Below are 24,256 nucleotides of genomic sequence, written 5' to 3'. Positions count from 1 at the left end.
AATTAGATAAAATGTACGATTAATGTTGGTTTTACGTTCTAGTTCTGATTCGCTTCTCCTTCGAGTTTCTATGGGTACATGACATATTCCTACAAATTTCGACATATACCAAAAAATAACTATTTCATGGCGCTGGATTGGCTTATGTAAGTGTCACGGTAAGTGCTGTGTAGTATTGCATACCTGATAGGGATCAAGTTGTGATTAGAGTCATGATGTGTCCACTAAGTAGAGATCCGGTTATAATAGAAGTAGTGCACGTGAGATCGGAGAGGGGGGAATGGACTTGAGCAAACTAAACGTAAGGAAAAACGGGGGCAAGGTTCCTGAGCATCGTTTCATGAAGTTTGCGATTCTGAGCATCGTGGCGATCTTGATGTTCGTCATGAGCGGATGCACGAGCTCGCAGCAGGCGGACGGTGGCGGCACCGAGGAGGACGAGTTGATCTGGTATTATCCACAGAACAAGGCAAATGCCGACTTACAAATGGTGAATGCCGAAGTCAACAGGTTGATCGCTGATAAAATTCATGCGAAGGTCAAGCTGCAACCCGTCGATTTCGCGCACTACGAGCAGAAATTGAATACGCTCGTGGCGGCAAGCGATCCGATGGATATTGTCTGGACCTCGAACTGGCTGTTCTCGTGGGACGCCAATGCCAGAAAGGGAGTGTTCCAGCCGCTGGACGAGTTGCTCGAGCGGTACGGACAGAAGCTGCGGGCGTCAATGTCGCAGCGATTCTGGAACGACGGCAAGCTAGACGGCAAGCAGATGGCGGTGCCGAACTACCAAATTGCCGCTATGCGCCCGAGCTTGGTCATCCAGAAGCGGTTCGTCGATAAATACAAGCTCGATCTAAGTGCAATCCGCAAGATCGACGATATTGAGCCTTTCTTGAAGCAGCTGAAGGAAGGGGAGCCGGGCATTGTCCCGTTCGGCACGACAAGAGGTTTCTTTATGAACCACATTTACGGCATCGACTGGCGTGTGTCCATTTATCAAGGCGATGCGAACCACCGAGTTCTACCCGATGTCACGCCGGAAATGAGACAGAATTTTGCTTTGGTTCACTCTTGGTACGACAAAGGATATATTAATCAGGACGCTGCTACGCTGAAGAACGCAGCGGACGTCTACAATAAGGGAAACACGGCTGTTTGGTTCGATTTTACAGGTAAACCGGGCTCCGAAGCGGAGTTTAAGGCCGGCGATGGTGGTTTCGACGTCGTGCTAGTCCCGCTGGCGAAACCGTCGTTCAACGGTGCAGTCAGCTCAATGAACGCGATCAGCCGGACATCGAAGCATCCGGACAAAGCGATGCAGCTGCTCGAGCTGGTGAACACCGATAAGCAGTTGTACAATACGCTCGTCTATGGGATTGAAGGAAAGCACTATTCGCGCGGTGACGGAAACTACATCAAGCTGAAGTTGGACTCGGGGTATTTTACAAACACGGATTGGGTATTCGGCAACATCCGCAACGAATTTTTGCCAGAGGGATCCCCAGCTGACAAGATTGAACAGACCGTTCGCATCAACGAAGAGGCGGAGGTATCCCCTTACTACGACTTCGTGTTCCGAACCGACGACTTGAAGGCGGAACTCGCCAATGTGAAAGTGGTGAACGACGAGTATTATGCAGCACTTGCTACCGGAACGGTCGATCCGGCAAAGTATCTGCCGATCTACGAAGAGAAGTTGAATAAAGCTGGCAGCGAAACGATAAGATCTGAGAAGCAGAGGCAGCTGGACGACTGGCTGAAGGCGAAGGGGAAGAAGTGACCCCAAGTCTACATAAGTAAAGGCTGAGAACGACGGTGCAAATCGCACCGTGCGGTTCTTGGCCTTTTTGGCGTTTCCGCCAAAGGTCTCCATGCACGAGCCTTCGCGGCAATCTGCGGCTAGCTTAGACTTCAGTTAGTAAAATACAGATCGTTTACTCAAAGTGGCGACAAAAGTACAGTTTTTGCACTGTTTTATAGCTTATATTTCAGCTAAATTGATCTCAGGCAGCAAGCCAAGCAAATCGTTACAGGCAAGGAGGAAGACATCCTATGAGGCGCAAGAAGGCATTCCGGTTTTTCGGGAGGAACATCGAACTGTTTACGCTCTCGTTCCCCGCAGTCATCTATATTTTCATCATGTCGTACATTCCGATGTTTGGGGTCATCATCGCTTTTAAAAATTATAGGTATGACAAGGGCATTCTGGGCAGTGAATGGATTGGTTTCAAAAACTTCGAGTTTCTGTTTAAAAGTGAAACCGCATTCCGTATTACCCGCAACACCGTGCTGTATAACCTGGGGTACATGCTGTTAACGACAATCGCAGCGCTCACCGTAGCCATTCTCCTCAATGAAATTGCGAAAAAGTGGCTCAAGATTTATCAGACCGCGTTGATTCTGCCCTTTTTCCTTTCGTGGGTCGTCATGAGTTACATCACACTGGCGTTCCTTGATCATGACAACGGCTTTATCAACAGTTGGCTGGCATCTGCCGGCATGGAAAAAATTTCATGGTATTTCGAAGCCGATTATTGGCCTTGCATTCTAAACATCGTGCATTTGTGGAAAGCGATCGGCTTCTCAGCGATGGTGTACTACGCTGGCATTCTCGGGATTGACGGAGAGTTGTATGAAGCGGCCCGAATTGACGGAGCAAAGCGGATGCAGATGGTGACGAATATTACGATACCGCAGCTGACGCCGCTCATTATCATTTTGCTTATCCTCAGTATCGGGAACATGTTCCGAGGCGACTTCGGCTTGCATTATTTTATCCCGAACAACAACGGAATGACGTACGCGACGACGGATATTATCGATACTTACATCTACCGGGCGTTAAGCGAGATTGCTGACGTTAGTATGGCTTCGGCAGTCGGCTTGTACCAATCGTTCGTCGGCTTCGTTCTTGTTGTAACCGCCAATTTAATCGTAAGACGAATTAACGAGGACAATTCTCTGTTCTAAGGAGGGAACATTCAGTGATAGTCCATCAGTCCAAAGCGGTATGGAGTCAGCTGATCATTCATGCCATTTTCATCTTGATCACGATTGCCATGCTCGTTCCGTTCACCCTCGTGGTCGTCATCTCGCTCTCTGACGAACAGTCGATCCTACATAATGGCTTTCGCCTTATTCCGGATCAATTTAGTAGCGCAGCGTATCACTACTTTCTGAAAACGCCGGAGACCATCCTTCGCGCCTACGGTGTGACGATGATCGTCGCTGTTATTGGCACCTGCATCTCTCTAACTCTGACCTCCACGATGGGTTACGTGCTGTCGAGGAAGGATTACGGGTTGCAGCGGTTGACGTCATTCTACGTGTTCTTCACGATGCTATTCAATGGCGGTCTTGTGCCGTTCTACATTCTGATAACCCAGCTATTGCACTTGAAAAATTCAATATGGGCACTCATCGTACCGGGATTGCTCAGCCCCTTCTACGTGTTAATTATGAAAGGCTTCATGGCGAAAATCCCGACCGAGATTATAGAGTCGGCGAAGGTGGAGGGAGCCCGCGAGTGGCGGATTTACACGAAGTTGATTCTTCCGCTCTCGAAGCCGGCGTTGGCTACGCTGGGATTGTTTATTCTCTTTAACTATTGGAACGAATGGTTTAACGCGCTTCTGTTTATCAACAACGAGAAACTGGTTCCGCTTCAGCTGCTGCTCGTGAGGACCATGAATACACTTGACTTCATCACGTCCCGTCCCGAGTTCGCTACGGCTATGATTTCGCTCAATGTCGATATGGGGGATTTTCCGAAAACGTCGGCTAAATTTGCTGTTGCCGTTCTATCGGCTGGTCCGATGCTGCTGGTATTCCCGTTCTTTCAACGGTTTTTCGTTAAGGGACTAACCATAGGCGCCATTAAAGGATAGTTGCAAGCAGCGGATGGGCAAAGCCGGGAAGGAGAGGAACGAAGGGGAAGTAGGAAATGGCTTATCACATCCGCTTTCATATGTAAGCTTGATAACGATATTAAGGGAGGTTTCTACATTGAAAAAGATCATAAAATCACGTTTTCAGTGGATGTCCACGCTCGCAGTTAGCTCCGCACTCGCCATTGCTGTAACCGGCTGCGGCAGCAGTTCAGACTCCTCGAGCACTCCTTCACCAGCCAACAGTGCGGCTCCAGCTCCATCCACTTCGGCGGCGCCTAAGAAGCTTGACCCTGTCGAGTTGACTTGGTACTACCCGCAGAACAAGGCTAATCCGGACCTGCAAGTGGTGAATGATGCTGTGAACAAGATTACACAAGAGAAAATCAACGCAACGATTAAGTTGATGCCAATCGACTTCGGTACTTATGAGCAGAAGATGAACACCATCGTGGCTGCTAACGAAGTGACAGACATTATCTGGACGTCGAACTGGCTGTTCAAGTTCGATCAGAACCAGAAAAAAGGTGTGTTCCAGCCGATTGACGATCTGCTAAAGAACCAAAATCAGAAGCTTTACCAGACGATGCAGGAGAAATTTTGGAACGATGCGAAGATGGACGGCAAAATCTATGCGGTACCGAACTATCAAATCTCGGCTACCCGAGTAGGTCTGGTCGTTCAGAAGCGCTTTGCAGATAAGTATAAACTAGACCCCGCCAGCATCAAGAAAATGGAAGACATCGAGCCGTTCCTGAAGCAGATCAAAGATAACGAACCGGGGATTGTCCCGTTCGGCACCACGCGCGGTTTCTACACAGGATTCCTTTATAACATTGATCCGAAAGGGCCGGTTTACAAGAGTGACTCGACCTTCAAAGTTCTTCCGGATGTGACGAATGAAATGAGAACCAACTTTAAGCTTGCTAACTCCTGGTATACAAAGGGCTACATTAATAAAGACGCTGCTACGTTGAAAAATGCGGCAGACGCTTATAACAAGGGCACCACAGCAGTCTGGTTCGACTTTACTGGCAAGCCGGGCTCCGAGGTTGAGTTCAAGGCGGCTAACGCTGGCAACGATGTTGTGCTCGTTCCACTTGCTAAGGCAGTCTTTAGCGGTGCGGCCAGCACCCTGAATGCGATCTCCCGGACTTCCAAAAATCCGGAGAGAGCCATGATGTTCTTGGAACTGGTTAACACCGATAAGCAGTTGTATAACACGCTCGTTTACGGTATCGAAGGCAAGCATTACACGAAGACGACCGGCAATTTCATCAAAATTAATCAGGATGCTGGGTATTTCACCAACACGGACTGGATCTTTGGCAGCATCATCAACGAATATTTGCCGGAGGGCTCACCGGCTGACAAGTTGGAGCAGACGGCGAAAGTTAACGCTGAAGGCGAAGTTTCCCCACTCACTGGATTTGTCTTCAATACGGATCCTGTGAAGACGGAAACGGCGAACGTCAAGGCGGTTAACGACGAGTACTATGCCGCTCTTGCAACGGGTACGCTCGAAACGGAGAAATACTTGCCTATCTATGAAGAGAAGCTGAAGAAAGCTGGCGCCGATGTGATCGTAGCTGAGCGTCAGAAACAGCTCGATGCGTGGTTAAAAGCGAACGGCAAGAAGTAAATCTGGCGAACGAACCCATGGATTATCTGGTCTATCTCCTTAATACAGAAATGTATTTCTGGAATAGCACAGGCTTTCCATGGGCTTTGCCCTATAGCGGCAGTGAAGTGCCGATCATGTGATGAAACAAGAGAATGAGGGAGGACTTCAAGTGAAGATTGCCTTACTGCAAGGAAAAGACATGCGGGAGCGGATATTCGGGCCGGAGCATCTGGCTCAGCTCTGCGAACTTGGTGAAGTTACGCTCAATGAGGAAAGCGGAAAACCGTCAGAAGAGCATGCGCGCGCACTGATTGCTGATGCGGATGTGGCAATCACATCATGGGGCTGCTGTGCGCTAACGGAGCGGGTGCTGGAGAGCGCACCGAATTTGAAGCTCGTCCTGCATGCGGCAGGAACTGTTAAGCCGATCGTGACGGAGGCTCTGTGGCAGCGCGGGGTTCGCGTATCCAACGCGACTGAAGCGCTTGGCCAAGGAGTGGCGGAGACGGCGCTCGGTTTTACTATCGTGTCGCTCAAGGACATGTGGCGGCTTAGCCGGGAGACAGTGGCTGGAGGCTGGGGCGACGGCTCGCGGGTGCGCGAAGTGTACGGTCTTACGATCGGAGTGGTCGGAGCAGGGCGTGCGGGCTCCCACTACATTAAGCTGCTCCAACAGTTCGACGTTAGGACCGTACTCTATGACCCGTTCGTCAGCGAGGAGCGAGCTAGGGAGATGGGCGCGCAGAAGCTAGAGCTGGAAGACCTGCTGCGAGTGAGCGACGTCGTATCCATTCACTTGCCGTCGTTGCCGGAGACGTATCACATGTTTAACGCCGAGCGGCTGGCGATGATGAAAGACGCCTGTGTGCTGATCAATACAGCCCGCGGTTCGGTCATCGACGAGGTGGCGCTCGTAGCCGAATTGAGCAAGGGGCGATTATTCGCGTGTCTCGACGTCACGGATCCAGAGCCCCCGCAAGAGGACCATCCGCTGCGCGCGCTGCCGAACGTGATTCTGACCCCGCATATCGCAGGAGCCGTTAATAATGGCATGGGCCGCATCGCGAAGGCGGTGGTGAACGACCTGCGGGCTTATCTCGACGGCCGCCCTCTGAGTGGAGAAGTTCGGGCAGAGCAGATGCATTTGCTGGCATGAGGTTGATCATCTGTGACGGTAGCTCAAAGTGCAGGTCCCCCCAAATCAGCGTATACCCTTCGGAAGACCGAGGGGTGTCTATCTACGAAAAGGAAAGTATGCGTTCCATGTTGAAATATATGTATTGGTCAGGCAATCCGTGAACTGGATGCCGGGGCGATTGGAACTGTAAAAGAAGTCGGAGATAAGGGGGATCCATCGATGAATAACTACTTGCGCAAATATCGGGAACGGAAATATTTCATGCGTATCATTCTGTCGATTAATCTGCTTATTATATCCGTTATGCTGGCCTCCTTGCTGTCCGCTTTCCTGTATTCCAAGAAGATTAGCTTGGATTCGCAGCAAGAAGCCAATGAGAAGGTGCTTTCTCAGCTCAACTACAACATCACTTACATGAATGATACGGTGAAAAACTTCGCCATCTCTATGTTCTACGATACCGATATGGCCCATTTGTTATTCAGCGGCGAACAGGACACCTTTGAAGATACCGACCGCATAAACAAGTTAAGTAAGACAATCGCATATAACTCCTTTATTCACTCGATCGTCTTCTACAATAGCAAACGAGACATGTTCTTCACGAGCGGTGACGACGCGATCACGAGCTCAACCAGCAATCTAATGAATAGGATCGGTGAGTTTCTGAGCGGCGGCAAGCCGATTTTTAAAATGCAGATGATGCCGCTCCGCTACGTCCCGGACCTCAAACATCCAGAACGTACGCAGCAGGTATTTTCCTTGTTCATGTACGACTCACTGGACGCATTTACGAAGAAGGAGAGCGCACTGATCATCAATGTCAAGCCAGAATGGCTGTTTGAGAAGCTGGAGCTGACGAACCGGCAGTCCTCGAAACGGTCCAACAGAATTTTCGTCCTAGACCAGAATAAAGAGATGTACAGTCCAGACATTCAAGACAACCAAGATCTGGGGGATCTGAAGGAAGAAGTGTATCGGCAGATCGCTTCCTCCCAACGGCAGGTTTCCCAATTTACATATATGGCTCAAGGCGAAAAGCAAATCGTCAACTACATCGTGAACAGTTCCGTCAATTGGGTGATTATCGATGTCGAACCGTATGTAGGCGTGCTCGCTGCGGTCGATCAGTTAAAGATCGTCTTCATCACGGTCGCCGCCATTTGTCTCGTTCTTGCCGTCTTCGCCTCCTTGGTTATCTCTAACCGCCTATACTCGCCGATTAATGGGCTTCTCAAACAGACGAAGCGGCTGCCTGGCGGCGAGCCGGACCGCACGAACGAGGGGGACGAGATCAGCTACATCTCGCATATCTACAATCATCTGATCGAGAAGCTCATGACCGAGCAGACGAAGCACGATAGTAATGAAGCAATCGTGCGTTCGTACTATTTGCGTAAGCTAGTGACAGACAGCCGTGCCTTCACCTCGGAGGAATGGGCCGAGTGTGTACGGGGCGGATATATGAACGTCAATTTGGAAAAAGCGTGCATCGTAGGTGTTCTTAAACTTGATCGTTACGAAGAATTGAAAGAAAAAATGCTCGGTGTGGATGTGAATCTGCTGAATTTTGCCGTCTCCAATATCATTCGAGAGTTTGTTACAGAGGAGCTGCGCGGGGAGGTTGTCGATATTCGCGGGGAGCATCTGGTATTGGTCTTTGAAGCTGGCGCGCGCCAAGAGGAAAGCTACACAGCCATTACTAAGCTGCTGCAGCAAGCGCAGCGAATCATTGGTGATTACTACCACATCACCTTCACGGCAGCGCTTGGCGATGTCGCGTCCCATTATCATGAGCTGACGGCCCGCTACGAGAAAGCATTGGATTACCATCTGTATAAAATGAATTTTGGCCACGGCTCCGTGATCACGCCAAAGATGGTGCAGGGCAATCTCGCGAATCTCGAGGCGCACATCCCGCTTGAGCTCGAACGGAAATTTGCGGAGGCGATCAAGGCGAGCCATCCGGAAAGCGTCTTCCAGGAGCTGGAGCACTTGCGCCAGCTGATCGCCGGGATGAGCTCTGACGCCGTCGTGCAGTCGGTGATTCAGCTCGGAATTCTGATCAAACAGACGGTCCGTGAAATCAACCAGAATAAGCTGTCACCGCTGCTCATCGATCTTCGCTCCATCGATCGCCTCGTATTCGAGAAAGAGACGCTGGACGAAATCTTTGCGGAGTTCGGCGCCATTCTCAGTGCGATTTTCGAAGACCAGAAACGCGGGACGGAGTCGAAGGACCATTTTATCATCGATACGATTAAAGATGTGATTCAGGCGAATTACGCCAATCCCAATCTGAGCCTGCAGGAAATCGCTGATATGCTCCGGATGTCATCTGCGTATGTTGGCCGTATCTTCAAGAAGCAGGAGACGATCTCTGTGGCGGATTACATCAATGAAATTCGACTGTTGAAATCGGTCATGCTGCTCGAGAACAATAATTTGCCGGTAAACGAGATCTCTGAGAAGGTTGGATTCAGCTCACCGAGCTACTTCTTCAAGCTGTTCAAGAAGCGCTTTGGTACGACGCCAAAGGATTACCGCATCAAGAAATCGTTGTCCTTGTAGGCAGACCGCTTCAAAGCGTCATCGTGCATAAAAGTTCAAATTGTTCATCCATTTGGTCAAAGAAAGTGCGAATCTTGCACTTTCTTTTGCTTTTTCAGGGGGTTACGCTGATTCTAGGTCGAGAGAACAAAGGGGAATTCATATGCAGGATGTATTCGAATTCGAGACACGCTGTCTCCATTCCTTAGTAAAAGTGTTTCCGGACGAGGAACTTAGAGCCGAGTCTTACACGAAGGGCTCCGTCTTGCGCGGAGAAACGTTTAATTTTCAAGTCGCCTATCGGGCGCCTGCTTTGACCAAGCCAATTCAGGTGAGTGTCATTTCCACCTTACAAGCAGCCATTACCTTGCGGGAGGTCGGCTTGGCGCCGTCGGAGCTCCCTTGTCAGCGCCGCCATGATGATAATGTACTGCGAGTCACGCCAGGCCTTTATCCAGATCCGTTGTACCCTATTGTCGGTGAGCGGGGCGTCGTGGGATTCCATTATCAGTGGAGATCCGTATGGGTCACACTGGAGCTTGACGAGAAGACGCCGGCTGGCGAATATGACGTGACGGTACAGTTTGCAGCGATGACGGGGGAGTTGCTTGGTGAGGAGCTCTTTCACTTGGAAGTCATTCCCGCCATGCTGCCCCCACAGACGTTGATTCACACGGAGTGGTTTCATGCCGACTGCTTGGCAAATTACTACGAGGTTGAGGTTTTTAGTGAAGCACACTGGGAGCTAATTGAGCAATACCTGCAAACCGCTGTGCGGCACGGTATGAACATGGTGCTCACGCCGCACTTCACGCCTCCGCTGGATACTCAGGTGGGCGGTGAACGCCCGACGGTTCAGCTAGTGGATGTGCGGAAGGAGGCGGACGGCACGTACGAATTCGGCTTCGGCCGACTGGTTCGATGGATCGAGCTGTGCGATCGGGTCGGGATTCATTATTTTGAATTCTCGCATCTGTTCACGCAATGGGGCGCCAAGCACGCTCCGAAGGTGGTGGCAGAGGAACGGGGAGAGGTACGTCGTATTTTCGGTTGGGAAACAGATGCGACTGGGGAGGCGTATAAGTCCTTCCTGTCTCAATACCTGCCCACGCTGACGGCGTTACTTCGAGAGCGAGGGCTTGAGAATCGGTGCTATTTCCATATCTCGGATGAGCCTTTGCTTGAGCATATGCCCTGGTATCGCAGCGCAAGCGAGCTGATGCAGGCGCACTTGGGGAATTTTCCGACTATCGATGCGCTGACCAATGTTGAGTACTATGAGCAGGGGCTTGTGAAAGGGCCGATTCCGGCGAACGACCACATCGAACCTTTCCTCGAGCGACAAGTGCCGGAGTTGTGGACGTACTACTGCTGCGTGCAGTATCGGCAAGTATCTAATCGGTTCTTCAACATGCCGTCTGCCCGCAATCGAGTGATCGGCGTCCAGCTGTATAAGTTCCAGATTGCTGGCTTCTTGCATTGGGGCTACAACTTCTGGAATACGCAGTATTCATTGCAAGCGATCGATCCGTATCGCGTGACGGACGCTGGCCGCAGCTTCCCATCCGGCGATGCCTTTCTGGTCTATCCAGGAGAAGATGGACCAGTAGAGTCGATCCGCATGGAAGTGTTCTATGAGGGCTTGCAGGACCTTAGGGCGCTGCAGCTGCTGGAAAGTTTGGTCGGACGTGACCGTGTGCTGGCATTAATTGAAGAGGGGCTTACAGAGCCTTTGAGCTTTAGCCGGTATCCGTCAGATGCGGAATGGCTGCTCGGGCTTCGGGAAAGGGCCAATCGGGCGATACGTGTTGCATCGGAGTCAACCAGAAGGGGAGAGAGCCATGAAAGTTGAGAATAAACCGATAGAGGTCATCATCGTTGGAGCAGGAAGCCGTAATATGAACTACGCGAGCTACGCGCTGAAGCATCCGGAGCAGATGCGGATAGTTGGGGTGGTGGACCCGAATCCGCTTCGGCGCGCGCATACGGCTGAACGTTATGGATTAGCGGAGGACATGGTGTTCGCGGATGTGGAGGCGCTTGTAGCACGGCCGAAGCTGGCAGATGCGGCGATTAACGGGACCTTGGACGCGCAGCACGTATCGACGAGTCTGCCGCTGCTGCAGCAAGGCTACGACTTGCTGCTGGAGAAGCCGATCGGGATTGCGGAGGACGAGGTGCTGGAGCTGCATCGCACAGCACAAGCTTACGGACGCAAGGTCATGATCTGCCATGTGCTGCGTTATGCTCCGTTCTATGTGGAGTTGAAGCGTGAGCTGGAGCAGGGGACAATCGGAGATATCCTCCACATTCAAACCGAGGAAAATGTGGACTTTCACCACATGGCGACGGCCTTCGTTCGCGGCAAATTCGCGAATAAGAAGAGGGGAGGTTCGTCCTTCCTTATGCAAAAATGCTGCCATGACCTCGACCTCATCACCTGGTTCCAATCGAAGGTGCGGCCAGTCAAAGTGAGCAGCTACGGCGGTCGCTCGTATTTCCGCGAGTCGCGGGCTCCTCAAGGATCGGGTACCCGTTGTCTGGCCGACTGCGCAATCGAAGAGAACTGCATCTACTCGGCGAAGAAGCTGTACGTGGATCAACCGCTGTGGCCGGTTTACGTGTGGCCACGTTACCTGGACGGCGTGCGGCTCAGCGACGAAGAGAAGCTAGAGAGCCTGCGCACAGACAACCCTTTCGGCCGCTGCGTATGGAGGTGTGATAACGATATTGTCGATCACCAGGCGGTGATGATGGAATTTGAGAACGGAAGCACTGCTGTTCACAATCTGGTGGGCGGGGCAGCGAAGGCCTGTCGTACCGTACATATTACGGGAACGAAGGGAGAGATCTACGGAGAGCTCGAGGATGGCTTCTTCGTGGTGCGTTACCCGCATCTGCGGGAAGGCGGCGTTTATAGCGAGCACCGTGTCGATATTCCAGTTAGCCGGGATATGCATGGCGGCGGCGATCATCGGCTCGTCGAGGATTTTGTGCGCGTCGTACGAGGAGATGCATCCGCCCAATTTTCCACGTCTTTGGCGCATAGCATCGTCGGACACCTTGTCGGGTTTCGAGCGGATGCTTCCATGGTATCCGGAAAATCGTTGCAAATTGATTGGAACAGCTTGCTGCTAAAGTGAGACTGGAAGAAAACAGTGAGGCAATGGGACAGATTAGATTCACCACAAATCATCCCGTATTAACGGGGTTGAAGCTCGCTCGCAAAGATAGCGTTATGAAGCCATCTTATTTGCTCGTCTGGTAGAGAAAACGGAAGAATAGCGTTATGACACAGCGTTATTTGAGGCTAAATAGCCGAATCCAGTCGTTTTAGTCGAAATTACGTTATTTCGTAACGCTATTTTTATGTAGAACAACCATGTGGAGTAAATTACGTTATGGCAGACTCTTATTTGGAATTGAACGAATCTCAGTGTCCATTCCACCATAACGTACCGAAAAGGGGCGGCGCAGTCTGCAATGTGAATACCAAAAGGAGCTAAGCCTGTAAATCGCTTAGCTCCTTTTGGTATTTCCTACTGTTTAGTTCCCGGCCATATTACGAGGAACGGTGACATCGCTGGTAACAACCGTTTTATTGCCTGCGTTGTCGGTAGCTACGTAGGTGATCGTATAGGTACGATCCTTTTCTGCTCGCAGACTGAACGTCGTAGCTGAAGTACCGATTGCTGCTTGAATGTCGCTTGGGCTGCTGGTTGGATCGCTGCAGGTGATAGAGGTCAATATGACCGATGCCAAGCCAGAATCCGCATCGCTAGCGTTCACAGTGGCTTTAATGGCGATTATCTTTTTGTTTGGCGGCCATATTACTGTTTTGTCTAATGTTACGGACAAAGTAGGAGCAGTGACGTCCAAGCTGCCTATGATAATGGTTTTGATTGCTTCTGCATTGCCCGCTTTATCGACAGAACGATACTGGACCGTATTTGTGCCACCTTGCGCGATTATAATAAGTCCCGTATACGTGTTCCAAGTTCCGTTGGCACCGATTCGATATTCGGTTCTTGCGACGCCGGAGAGATTGTCGGTTGCCGAGAGGGCTACCACTGTCTGTGCTCCATAGACCGATTCAGCTACCGTGGTTGGTGCACTGAGATCAGCTAAGAGCCCTACGTTCGCTTCCTTGGTTACGCCTCCGAGCGTAACGGATGCATGTACCGAAGTGATGCCTTCTCCAGTTGCGGTCACTTGTCCATTGCCATCAACGCTCGCAACGGCGGGATTGTCGCTTTTGAACACGATCGTTGCCTGGCTCAGATCTGCTCGATTCCCATCGGATACCGTACCGGTCACTGTTAATGCCGCCGAGTTTCCTGCACCTACATACATGCTGTCCGCAGTCATCGAAACGGAAGAAAGGACTTCTTCCACATGTACGTCCAGCTGCGAGATGACTGCCTTAACCGGCGGCTTTCCGCTTCCTGAGAACATCCCGATCCCTGCAAGGAAGTCGGTTCCTTCAAACTCCACAGTCGTGGAACCGATGGATAGCCATTGTGAATCTTTATAGTAATATCCAGTAACTTGGTTGCCTTCTTTGACCAGCTTCATCTGGAACGGGGAGTTGATGCTTTTGCCCGCATAGTCCAGCAGCAGGCCTGTCGACGAACCCCAGTATTTTTGCTGGGCAGGCGGATTTTGCGAATCCAGAATACTCTCGCTATTGCGGAATACATATCGGAGTACCTTGCCAGTTCCGTCCGTTCGGAACTGAACATGCTTCGAGTCCGCCGTGTCTTGGGCGCGTAACATCAAACCGACCGATGCTGGATCCGGAAAATCGAAGGTGTCAATTGTAGCTGTCACCGTAACTTTAATGTTAGGGTCGGATAGATGTACGTTTTTACTTAGGTAGACAAAGTCATCCGTTTTGTCCCATACATTGTCCCCAACGCCTACAAGTGAGTAGCTGCCATCGGTACCGACTGTGACGAAGCCCTTGCTGTGGGTGCCGTATTGTTTTAACGTCCAACCTGTCGCTCCCGTATCCGAACCACCCGTAGGGAAGACAGTGGAAATCTGCGTAGCTGCTTTGGTAATCCCATCCTTGGAAACCGTTGCCGATATGGTGACTTGACCTTCCGAGAGGGCTGTCACGGATGCGGAACCATTGCTTGCGCTATTGATACGAAGGACCTGAGGGTCACTGGAAACAAGTTGAACATCAGCCGTGGAGAGGTCCGCTGGCAAGCCGTTTTGCAGCGTTCCGTTAATATTCAGCGTACCTTGCTGTCCCACAGTGAAAAGATTAGTCGGTGTTGCAAACTGCACGTCTTTCAACAGGCTTTGGCTTACGCCAGAATCGAAAGGCGTATTCTCAATCAGACCGGTATCGTCCGCGTATGAAAGGCCAACCGCTGATCCAGGCTTATAGATGCGCACTCTGGCATCCGTATTCGTAGGGCCTGTTCGGAACGTAATCTCTTTGCGAACAAATTGAGTTTCCTTCGCAGTTATATCAATCGCGTTTCCGCCATAATTAAACACGCCGAGAACGATGGATTCCCCAGGCTCATTGTACACCCAAGCTACAAATTTATATTCGGTGTCCGGTTTAAGACCCGTGATTTTTTGTTCCACACCGGCTCCACCTGGCCCCAACTTCAAACGGAATTGTCTTCCTCTGACCTGCCAGTCGGGAGACGCGGGTACGGATTGAACATCCGTGGTCCCGTTTGTCGTCCATTTCAGCCATTTATCCGTATTGCCGTAAAAGCCGCTGTTCAGAATGAGGTTCATATAAGGCGTATCGATCGGAACATAGGTCACGCTCGGCGGATTGACGAAATCTGGCCCTGCCTGCCAATCGGCCCCGCTGAACTCGAAAGCACCTGCATCTGGGGCTGGACCTACGTAACCTTCCGTGATCCCCTTAATAACCGCACCTGCGTTAATGGCTGTTGAACCCGGGTTTAACCGGTAGTCGTTTGAAGAGGGATTAACAAAATTCACGCCGGTGCTCGACGTTGTATTATAACCGTTTGCCGTATCAGTCGTTAAGGAGACACTGTTCGTAAAAATGTTGTTATACACCCTCGATCCAAATAACTCCTGGTTATATGGTGGAGATCCCCAAAAGCCGACGCTGCTCGTTTTATTATTCACGACCGTGTTGTTATAGATGAGTCGGTAATTGCCCGGCGTATTAAGCTGAATCCCCACGTCGTTGTTGTAGATAACATTATGATGCGCCACGACATTGTTAGCATAATTGTCAAAGTAGAGGCCGACGCTCATATCAGAGCCTTTGCTGTCGTGAATCAGATTGTGGTGAATGTTGCTGTTGCCCATATCGGCTCCCCAACTATAGAGCAGTGCGCCGTCTCGGGATAGCCACATCCCATTCGAAATGTCGTTATAAGAGATTTCTCCGCTGCCCGATCTCCAATAGATATTGAATCTTCCCGAATTCCGAATATCGTTGTGATTGATCAGGTTGCTGGTCCCGCTTGAAAGCTTGACGAGAGGATCGTAGGAGGCCATATAACTGCCATCACGAATAACGTTGTTCACAATGCGGTTACTGTTCCCCTCAATATTAATCAACGTTCCCGAGGAGTAGGCTATCTTACTGTTTTTAATTTCGTTGTTGTCTCCAACAATGCTGATTCCGCCATTAAGCTGATCGGCATTCGTCGTATTCTGTGAAAAGTTCGAGAAATACACATAATCAGCCTGTATGCTATCTAAAACATTATTGCTGGAACCGTTCATCGTGATGTTGGCAGCGAAGGTGCGAATCCCCTTCATTTGGATGAAGGATTTTCCGTTCAAATTGAATGCGGTCTTGCGTTTTTTAACCTCAACGTTGGAAGGTACCCCCCCATCAGGCGCCCATAAGTATACCTTTTGAGCAGCCTCATCCACATACCATTCGTTTGGAGCGTCCAATGCGCCTAAAACCCCGCTGAGGAAATACGTGCTGCCGAGCCGAGGATACAGTTCCAGATAGTCACCCGTAATCGGTTCGTACGTCAGGGTGTGGGTCGCACTATTGTAACCTGTTACCTTGCTGGTCATGCCTTGGTAGGCGTTCCCACCTCTTTCCCAAACCAACGCGTTCTTCCAAAAGTCAGTAGGCTGCGTCAGATCCGAATCAACAATTGACGTCGCTGACCCAGCATCTGCAGTCGCAACACCCGCTTTTAAGCCTGGCAGAGTGTATTCGCTTATATTTGGCCAACGCGCTTCCCAAAGAGGAGCAACAGCCGAGCCGTTATTTACAAAAAGCTGATTTTCTTTCCCTAAGCTCCAAGTCAGATCGGCTTTATAAATCTGTCCTGTGTGTTGTGTCCAGCCACTGATCGGCTCGGTACCGCTTACAATTACGGTTGCGCCTGGGGCTGGCTTAAAGGTAATGGGCTGGCCGCTAGTTCCAGACGCAGTTGGAGTAACCGTCTCACGATACGTACCTGATGCGATGATGCAAGTGTCCCCGGCCAGCATTACTTGCGCACATTTATTGATGGTTTTGAAGGGGGTCGCCTCTGTGTTCACAGCTGCGGCGTCATTTCCGTTCGGAGCCACGTAGTAGGTCGTTGCAGCCGCAAATGCGCTTGGTACGGGCAGTAACCCGCCGACAAAACCTAGCGTCATCGTTAACGCCAAGCCATAACCAAGCATTGTTTTTTTTCGCATTATACAGTCCTCCTTGATAAGTTGTTATGGATAATATCCATACTTCTAACTTACCAATTGGCCAAATAATAAAAAGTCAAATATCCGTACTTTTCTCCTGAATCAAGTTGAAACATTTATATTTTTGTGAACCACGGCAATTCAACCTTAAAAATATAAAACGTGCAGTTTCATAAGAGAGAAAAGTACAGATCTTGCACTTTTCTTTTGTTTGTATTCCAGTTTATGTTGGATGAGTGTATGAATGGGGGGCATGGAATTGCAGTTATTCAATCAGTTTCAATGGGATCGGGCTTCTTTGCGGATCGAGTGCTCCGATCGAACATTCGAATGCGGCGACGCGCTTATTGAGGAAGATGTGGACAGCGGCCAACGGACATGGCGATGGGATGTTTTGGCTGTCTCTATTAGCTGTAGTCAAGATCAGGCCGTCAGAAGTATTACGTTTCATAATCATGGCGTTCATGATATTCACATGCGCAATATCGGCTTGGAATGGAAACCGATGGATGTTTCTCCGTATTTGGATGCTAGAAGCTATGTGCAGCTTCATCATTCCCAATGTTTCGAAAAACTTGCAGGTGTACGTCCTGTTCATCGTCCTAACGATTGGTCGGATCCGGCTGAAGCCTCTTCCATGGTTACCGTGATATCTCGCAGACTGCCTGGCGAAGCGTTGCTGTTAGGCGCTTTGCCGCCATATGAAGATTGTTTCGTTAGCTTCCCAATTCTGCACGAAAGTGCGCATCGAGACGGCGCTTTCGGCTTAAGCGTTCAATTAGCCTCGCCTCGCCGGATGAGTTCGAATTCAGAGGAGGTGCTGGCCCACTTGATCATTCTTCACGGCAAGGAAGGGAATCTATTGTTAGAACAATATGCGGAGCTCATTCGAAATCGTCTTCCTCAATCTTTGCAGAGTAAGCGTGTAACCGGCTGGAATTCATGGGATTATTATGCTGGGGCTGTTTCAGAACGCGATATTGTTGAAAATACTCGCACATCACAAGAACAATTTGCAGACTCGATTCGCTATATCGTGATCGACGAAGGATATCAATCCCAGTGGGGGATTTGGGAAGCGGGTTGGAAATTTCCCAACGGGCTTAAGGCGCTTTGTGAAACGATTCGTGCGGACGGCTTCGAGCCAGGGATTTGGACGGCACCGCTCATGGTGAATTGTTCTACCTCCTTATATAGGGAGCATCCGGATTGGTTTGTCGACGATAAAGCCGGTAATCCCTACCATGTAAGTATAGGATACGGCTCCATGGCTCAACTCGACATCACTCATCCTGAAGTGCGGGAGCATCTATGTACGGTATACACCCAGTTACGGCAGGCAGGATTTACATATTTTAAATGCGATTTTACGCAGATGCTGCTAGGCGCTTCCCGCTTCTCGCGTGATGATATAACACCAGCTAGCATGCTTCGTGAACTATTCAGTCTTATACGCGAATCTATTGGGGAGGATGCCTACTTGCTTGCATGCGGCGCCCCTTACGAGGCGGTTATCGGATTTGCCGATTCACACAGAACGACGGGAGATATTCACCATTACTGGAGCCATATCCGGCAAAATATAAGGTCTATGTTTGCACGTTGGTGGATGCAAGGTACGGTAGGAAACACTGATCCTGATTTCGCTATTGTCAGGTGTGATCGCACCACGGATGATGTCCTTTTGAGTCGGCGCTTGCCCAAAAAGCCTTGGCATTCGGGTGCCAACTGGTATGCCGGACGAGAGATGAATCTGGCTGAAGCGCAGACACTGCTGCTTGCTTGCTATTTAACCGGCGGAGATATGGTTCTCGGGGATGCGCTGCAACATTTAAATGAAGCTGGTTTGGCTATCCTTTCCACAGTTCTTCAGGAACCGATTAAACGCGGAGTGCCGATCAATCTTTTCGATTATGATGGAGATGATTTGCCGATTGTCGTTGCACAGGGGGAGGGGCGCAAACTTCTGGCTATATTCAATCTTAGCGATGATTATAGGCCGAGGAAGCTGCCTCAGCCATTTGCTGGCTTGAAGGGACCACACGAAGAATTTTGGAGCCGGAAACCAATCACTATTTTAGCAGCTGAAGAAATCATTATGGAACCTCATACAGCGCAGGCTTGGTGGGTTTCCGAGGCATAACTCTCATAGAACCGGAAGAGATATTCGGAACATGAGAACCAGAGGTGAGAACGTGTTAGATATATTCAATTCAATGAGCGTACATTTCATTTAAGGTGGAGAACATCCATGGCAAATTATGTAACGATAAGTTGTTTGGGTCCTAGACCGTTGGTGATCGATGCACATATCCCAGCTCAAGAGGCGGTTGAGCTGATGATCCAGCATTGGCAGAGTCAGCTGGACCAGGTGCTGCCGGATCGTCCAGATTTGATTGTCCTGCATGAAGCCTGTGACAGGCCGGATCAAAGGAAATACCCGCAAGAACAAAAACTAGCTTATTATCGGGTTCGAAAGAATCAAATCCGCGATTTTCTGGCAGGCGTTGCCAAGATGAACCGTTGTTATATCACGTATCCAGCACATATAGAAGCGGAGGACGGCAGCTGGCGCAATGCGATGCAGTTAATTGATCGCGATGGTCAAGTGATGGGGGCATACCATAAAAACCATCTGGTTCCCGATGAATATAACAAGAATCAGATTCTTTATGGGAAGGAAGCCCCCATCTTTGAATGTGATTTCGGGAGAGTTGCAGCAGCGATATGCTTTGATTTGAACTTTGATGAGCTTCGGCAGCAGTATGCGAAAGCAAAGCCCGATTTGATCGTATTTCCTTCCATGTATCATGGAGGGATTATGCAAAACTATTGGGCTTATTCCTGCAGATCTTATTTTGCCGGCTCGATATCGGGATTGCCTTGTACAGTTGTAACGCCATTGGGAGAGGTGGCTGCACAGAGCACGAATTACTATTCATTTATTACAACCAAGATTAATTTGGATTACGCCGTCATTCATATTGATGAGAATGGGGCACATTTTCTTAAAATCAAACAGAAATATGGGACGAAAGTCAAGATTCATGACCCTGGTTTTCTAGGCTGTGTACTGTTGACTTGCGAAACTGAGGACTTGACTGTGAAAGATATTATTGCAGAGTTTGGTCTAGAGCTGATGGATGATTATTTCCGTCGTGCTGGAGAGTCCAGGTGCATGCCTGGGCGAATAGAACCTTGAATTGGGATTGTTAGAAGGAGTGGGGCAAATGGTCGACTATCGTAGAACCATTCTGGATGGCGCTCATCAAGCGATTGGAAACACACCAATGGTTAGATTGAGCCGGTTAACCAAGGAATTAGACGGAGAAATTTATGCCAAGCTCGAATACTTCAATCCTGGTTTTAGCAAGAAAGATCGCATTGCGCTTCAAATCATTGAAGAAGCAGAGCTGGATGGCGCGCTTACGCCAGGTCAGACCGTCGTGGAGCTGACTAGCGGCAATACCGGAACTGGGCTTGCTATCGTCTGCGCGGTGAAAGGGTACCCGTTTGTTGCGGTTATGTCGAAAGGGAATTCGATGGAGAGAGCGCGAATGATGCGTGCGCTGGGCGCTGAGGTCGTACTGGTCGAACAAGCAGCTGGCTCCATGCCCGGACAAGTGTCTGGCGAGGATCTTGCGCTGGTAGATGCCGAAACTCTCCAAATCGTGCAAGAGCGAGGCGCATTCCGTGCGGATCAATTCCATCATCGAGGGAGTTTACTCGCTCATGAGTTACATACAGCAGAAGAGATATGGGAGCAAACGAGTGGCGAATTCGATGTGTTTCTTGACTTTGCAGGAAGTGGTGGAACGTTTGCTGGCTGTGCCAAAAAGTTGAATGCCTATAATCTTGACATTCGCAGTTATTTGGTCGAGCCGGAAGGGGCACCTTATCTGGCCGGTGGAGCGCAGACCAATCCGAACCACAGGCTGCAAGGCGGCGGTTATCGTATGGCGCTGCCATTGGTTGATCGAAGCTTGATCTCTGATTTCTTGACGGTTACCGATGAAGAAGCGATTGAAGCTTGTAGAAGATTAGCGCGCGAAGAGGGAATATTTGCGGGTTTTTCTTCTGGGGCTAACATTGCTGCAGCCTTGCAACTGCTGAAGTCTCGAGAGAAGGGTGCACGGATCGTATTGACCATTAACGATTCAGGATTGAAATATTTAAGCACCGATCTGTACCCGTAAACGAATAACGTCGGTACAAACATATGAGCGACGCTTGGGGAATAGAGCTTTATATAGGAGGCATTAAGAATGCAAACGCTACGAATTGGAATTGTAGATTTAGACACATCACATCCGGGCAATTGGGTGCCTATCATCAAGGAATTAGGACATCAGGTTGTTGCCGTATTCGATGGGGGAACCGTCCATGAGGAAGGATATGCCTCACAATTTGCCGAGAGACACGAAATCAAGACTGTTTGTGAATCGTTAGAAGACATGGTGCACCTCGTAGATGCGGTAATTATCCACAGTGTGAACTGGGACTTGCATGTTGAGCGTGCACGTCCTTTTATCCATGCGGGTAAAGCTATATTCATTGATAAGCCAATGGCAGGGAACATGCGTGACATCCGGCAACTCTTGGAGTGGGAACGAACTGGTATTCGCATGACAGGCGGTTCTTCGTTAAGTGTGTGCGTAGAGGCCAAAGAATGGCATCAGCAGCATGATCTGAACGACCCAATTGTGACTATGTTGGCGGGCTGTTCTGTTGATGATTTTAATTACGGCATACATGCTTTTTATTTGCTGCAAGCCATCATGGGACCGGGAATCGAAAGCGTACGTTCCACTGGTCTACATCTACAGCATCAAATGGAACTCATCTGGCAGGATGGGCGCAAGGGGTTTCTAAGTGTCGGAGCGACACAAGGATATTTACCCTTTTATGCGACGATTGTAACCGAGAAGACCGTTAAGCATTTGCAGGTGGATAGCAGCCGATTATATCGTTCTTTCTTGGAAGCGAGCTTGCCTTACTTAGCTGGGGAGTCGGAAACTTTCGCTCCATTAAGTCAATTGCTTGAGGCGGAACTCGCTGCGCTGGCCGCTAGAAAATCGTTCTTGTCGGGTGGCCAACACATAGCCTTAAAGCAATTATCAGACGAAGATCAAGGTTACGAAGGGGCCGCTTTCGCTGCACAATATCGATTGAAAGTGAAGGGACACTAGGATGATAAAGATTAAAAAAACGAATCTGATTGTTGAACGTGAACCGTTACTCGCTCCATTCGGCTTCAAAGGCGGCTATGTGAGTGAGCTCTGGCAGTCTCTCGTTTCCTTGGAGGATTCGGAGGGGGATATCGGTGTGGGACTCGGTGTTCAGAGCATTCTTTGGTCTGATCCACAGGTCTATACGGGGTGGGGCAATGAACGAGGCAATGTATTCATGAATGAGATCACCAAACATGTGTTGTTAGCCGCTCAGCATACAACATTCGAAACCCCAATGGATATTCTGGATCCTCTGGTGGAGCAGGCCTATGAACATGCCTCCCGCGTTTGGAATGGGAACCCGCTCAGAGTTACCTTTGCGCTGAATGCATTAGTTCCTGTCGATCATGCAGCTTGGATGCTGCTGAGCCATAAAAAACCAGGAGCCCGTTTTACAGAGCTGATTCCAGAAGAGTACAGTTCTATGGTGGCGACTCGGCATGAACGGCTTGCATGTACACCGGTCGTTTCTTATGGGATGACAGAGGCGGATGTTGTCGCGTTGCTTGACGAAGGTTATTTTGTACTGAAAATTAAATTGGGCTCGGATCCAAACCAGGACGGAGATCCCCAAAAAATGTTAGAATGGGATATACAAAGGTTGAAAGAGATACACCGTATTGCAGGGAACCGTGTCTGCCATCACACAGCAAACGGAAAAATTGCTTATTACTTAGACATCAACGGGCGGTATGAAAGCAAGGAGCTTCTTTGGAGATTACTGGACGCTGCAGAGCGAATAGGGGCACTAGATCACATTTTATTGGTGGAAGAGCCGTTTCCGGAGCATATTCATGTGGATGTTTCCGATATTCCAGTAAGGGTGACAGGCGATGAAAGTGTACATGATGAAAAGGATGCTTTGGAGAGAATCCAAATGGGGTACGGGGCCTTTGCCCTAAAGCCGGTAGCCAAGACGATGAGCATGAGCTTGCGAGTGGCGAAGCTAGCTGGTGAACATGGCATTCCTTGCTTCTGTGCTGACTTGACTGCGAATCCGATTATGGTTGATTGGAATAAGAATCTTGCAGCGCATCTGCTGCCTGTGCCGGGACTCTCCATGGGCTTGATCGAATCCAATGGCAAGCAAAACTATACCAACTGGGAAGTTATGCAAGGAAAGCATCCAATGCCTAAAGGTAGCTGGATACAGACCATTGATGGGCAATTCCAACTGCTCCCTGAATTCTATGAGCATAGTGGTGGCGTATTCAGTCGGAGTGGTTATCATGTTTAGGAGGAAATGGCGATGAACTTGAATTTCTTACAAAAGGATTGGTTGATCGATCGAATCGAATGGGCGATGCTGCCAGGCGAACGTCCGCGTNATGTTTAGGAGGAAATGGCGATGAACTTGAATTTCTTACAAAAGGATTGGTTGATCGATCGAATCGAATGGGCGATGCTGCCAGGCGAACGTCCGCGTGAAGCAGGATGCAACGCACGCTTAGGGGTGCACGGCAAATTTCCTGAGGTTCGAATCGCGAAGGTGGAGATCGGTGGTATTACCGGATTCGGCATCAGCAGAATCGGCAAGGAACTGGCGGGTGAGCTGCTGGGAGCTTCGGTAGCGGATATATTCGAGCCGTCCGGAGCTGTAGCACCGAAATTTCGCGGTCTGGAGTTCCCACTTCTTGATTGGCTAGGTAAAGTCGCAGGAAAACCAGTCTACCGGTTGTTTGCCACAGATGAAGCGGCTGCAGCAGGTAGTCTTCAAGTACCTTGCTACGATACGACGCTATATTTCGATGATCTGCCTATTCGCAGCGAAGCGGAAGCCGTCGCATTCATCAAGCAGGAGGCTGAAGAAGGCTACGAGAGGGGACACCGCAATTTCAAGATCAAGACAGGCCGTGGGGCTCGCTGGATGGAGCTGCGGGAAGGCATGAGCCGCGATATCGCCATTATTAAAGCGGTCAGAGAGGTAGCAGGACCGGAAGGGCGCATTATGATTGACGCCAATAACGGTTACAACCTGAATCTGACTAAGGAAGTGCTGCTCGCAACGGCGGAAAGCCGGCTGTACTGGATTGAAGAAGTATTCCATGAAGACAACGTGCTGTACGAAAATCTGAAGGAATGGATGCAGAAGAACGGGTTGTCCGTCAAAATTGCCGACGGTGAAGGACAGGCCGATCCAAGGCTGATGGACTGGGCCAAA

The 24,256-nt window shown here is 49.9% G+C and carries 15 protein-coding genes; 14 read left to right on the top strand and 1 reads right to left on the bottom strand.

What is annotated here, in order from left to right:
- Positions 1-286 precede the first annotated feature (286 nt).
- From ASG89_RS00075 to ASG89_RS00040, 8 genes are all read left to right on the top strand, one after another.
- Positions 287-1,783, top strand: coding sequence for an ABC transporter substrate-binding protein (locus ASG89_RS00075; protein ID WP_057308280.1), 1,497 nt, complete (start codon positions 287-289; stop codon positions 1,781-1,783).
- A 272-nt stretch (positions 1,784-2,055) separates the two neighbouring features.
- On the top strand, positions 2,056-2,973 hold the full coding sequence (locus tag ASG89_RS00070) for an ABC transporter permease (RefSeq protein ID WP_057308279.1): 918 nt from the start codon (positions 2,056-2,058) through the stop codon (positions 2,971-2,973).
- 14 nt (positions 2,974-2,987) lie between these two features.
- On the top strand, positions 2,988-3,890 hold the full coding sequence (locus tag ASG89_RS00065; protein ID WP_321166453.1) for a carbohydrate ABC transporter permease: 903 nt from the start codon (positions 2,988-2,990) through the stop codon (positions 3,888-3,890).
- 118 nt (positions 3,891-4,008) lie between these two features.
- Positions 4,009-5,532, top strand: coding sequence for an ABC transporter substrate-binding protein (locus ASG89_RS00060; RefSeq protein WP_057308278.1), 1,524 nt, complete (start codon positions 4,009-4,011; stop codon positions 5,530-5,532).
- Between the two features lie 151 nt (positions 5,533-5,683).
- On the top strand, positions 5,684-6,670 hold the full coding sequence (locus tag ASG89_RS00055; protein WP_162259658.1) for a hydroxyacid dehydrogenase: 987 nt from the start codon (positions 5,684-5,686) through the stop codon (positions 6,668-6,670).
- 201 nt (positions 6,671-6,871) lie between these two features.
- The gene (locus ASG89_RS00050; protein ID WP_057308276.1) at positions 6,872-9,223 is read left to right on the top strand and encodes an AraC family transcriptional regulator; all 2,352 of its coding nucleotides are present in this window, start codon (positions 6,872-6,874) and stop codon (positions 9,221-9,223) included.
- Positions 9,224-9,365: 142 nt separating this feature from the next.
- A complete protein-coding gene (locus ASG89_RS00045) occupies positions 9,366-11,054 on the top strand; it encodes a DUF4091 domain-containing protein (RefSeq protein WP_057308275.1) in 1,689 nt (562 codons plus the stop codon).
- Complete coding sequence (locus tag ASG89_RS00040; protein WP_057308274.1) at positions 11,044-12,345, top strand: Gfo/Idh/MocA family protein; 1,302 nt, start codon at positions 11,044-11,046, stop codon at positions 12,343-12,345. Before ASG89_RS00045 ends, ASG89_RS00040 begins: the two co-directional genes overlap by 11 nt.
- A gap of 403 nt (positions 12,346-12,748) precedes the next feature.
- On the opposite strand, the gene ASG89_RS00035 is transcribed toward ASG89_RS00040, so the two are convergent.
- Positions 12,749-16,864 carry an OmpL47-type beta-barrel domain-containing protein gene (locus tag ASG89_RS00035; RefSeq protein WP_057308273.1) on the bottom strand — a complete coding sequence of 1,372 codons (4,116 nt, stop codon included), beginning with the start codon at positions 16,862-16,864 and terminating at the stop codon, positions 12,749-12,751.
- A 259-nt stretch (positions 16,865-17,123) separates the two neighbouring features.
- Between ASG89_RS00035 and ASG89_RS00030 the strand changes: the two genes are divergently transcribed.
- The 6 genes from ASG89_RS00030 to ASG89_RS00005 all read left to right on the top strand — a co-directional run.
- Positions 17,124-19,007 carry a glycoside hydrolase family 36 protein gene (locus ASG89_RS00030; RefSeq protein ID WP_162259657.1) on the top strand — a complete coding sequence of 628 codons (1,884 nt, stop codon included), beginning with the start codon at positions 17,124-17,126 and terminating at the stop codon, positions 19,005-19,007.
- A 108-nt stretch (positions 19,008-19,115) separates the two neighbouring features.
- The gene (locus tag ASG89_RS00025) at positions 19,116-20,066 is read left to right on the top strand and encodes a carbon-nitrogen hydrolase family protein (protein ID WP_057308271.1); all 951 of its coding nucleotides are present in this window, start codon (positions 19,116-19,118) and stop codon (positions 20,064-20,066) included.
- 28 nt (positions 20,067-20,094) lie between these two features.
- Positions 20,095-21,060, top strand: coding sequence for a PLP-dependent cysteine synthase family protein (locus ASG89_RS00020; RefSeq protein ID WP_057308270.1), 966 nt, complete (start codon positions 20,095-20,097; stop codon positions 21,058-21,060).
- Positions 21,061-21,129: 69 nt separating this feature from the next.
- The gene (locus ASG89_RS00015) at positions 21,130-22,053 is read left to right on the top strand and encodes a Gfo/Idh/MocA family protein (protein WP_057308269.1); all 924 of its coding nucleotides are present in this window, start codon (positions 21,130-21,132) and stop codon (positions 22,051-22,053) included.
- A 1-nt stretch (position 22,054) separates the two neighbouring features.
- Complete coding sequence (locus ASG89_RS00010) at positions 22,055-23,332, top strand: enolase C-terminal domain-like protein (RefSeq protein ID WP_057308268.1); 1,278 nt, start codon at positions 22,055-22,057, stop codon at positions 23,330-23,332.
- Between the two features lie 111 nt (positions 23,333-23,443).
- On the top strand, positions 23,444-24,256 hold an 813-nt coding region (locus tag ASG89_RS00005; RefSeq protein WP_057308267.1), incomplete at its 3' end, for an enolase C-terminal domain-like protein.

Source organism: Paenibacillus sp. Soil766, assembly GCF_001428105.1.
In the GTDB taxonomy this organism is placed as follows: Bacteria; Bacillota; Bacilli; order Paenibacillales; family NBRC-103111; genus Paenibacillus_E.
This window is presented reverse-complemented; position numbering and strand designations above follow the sequence as displayed.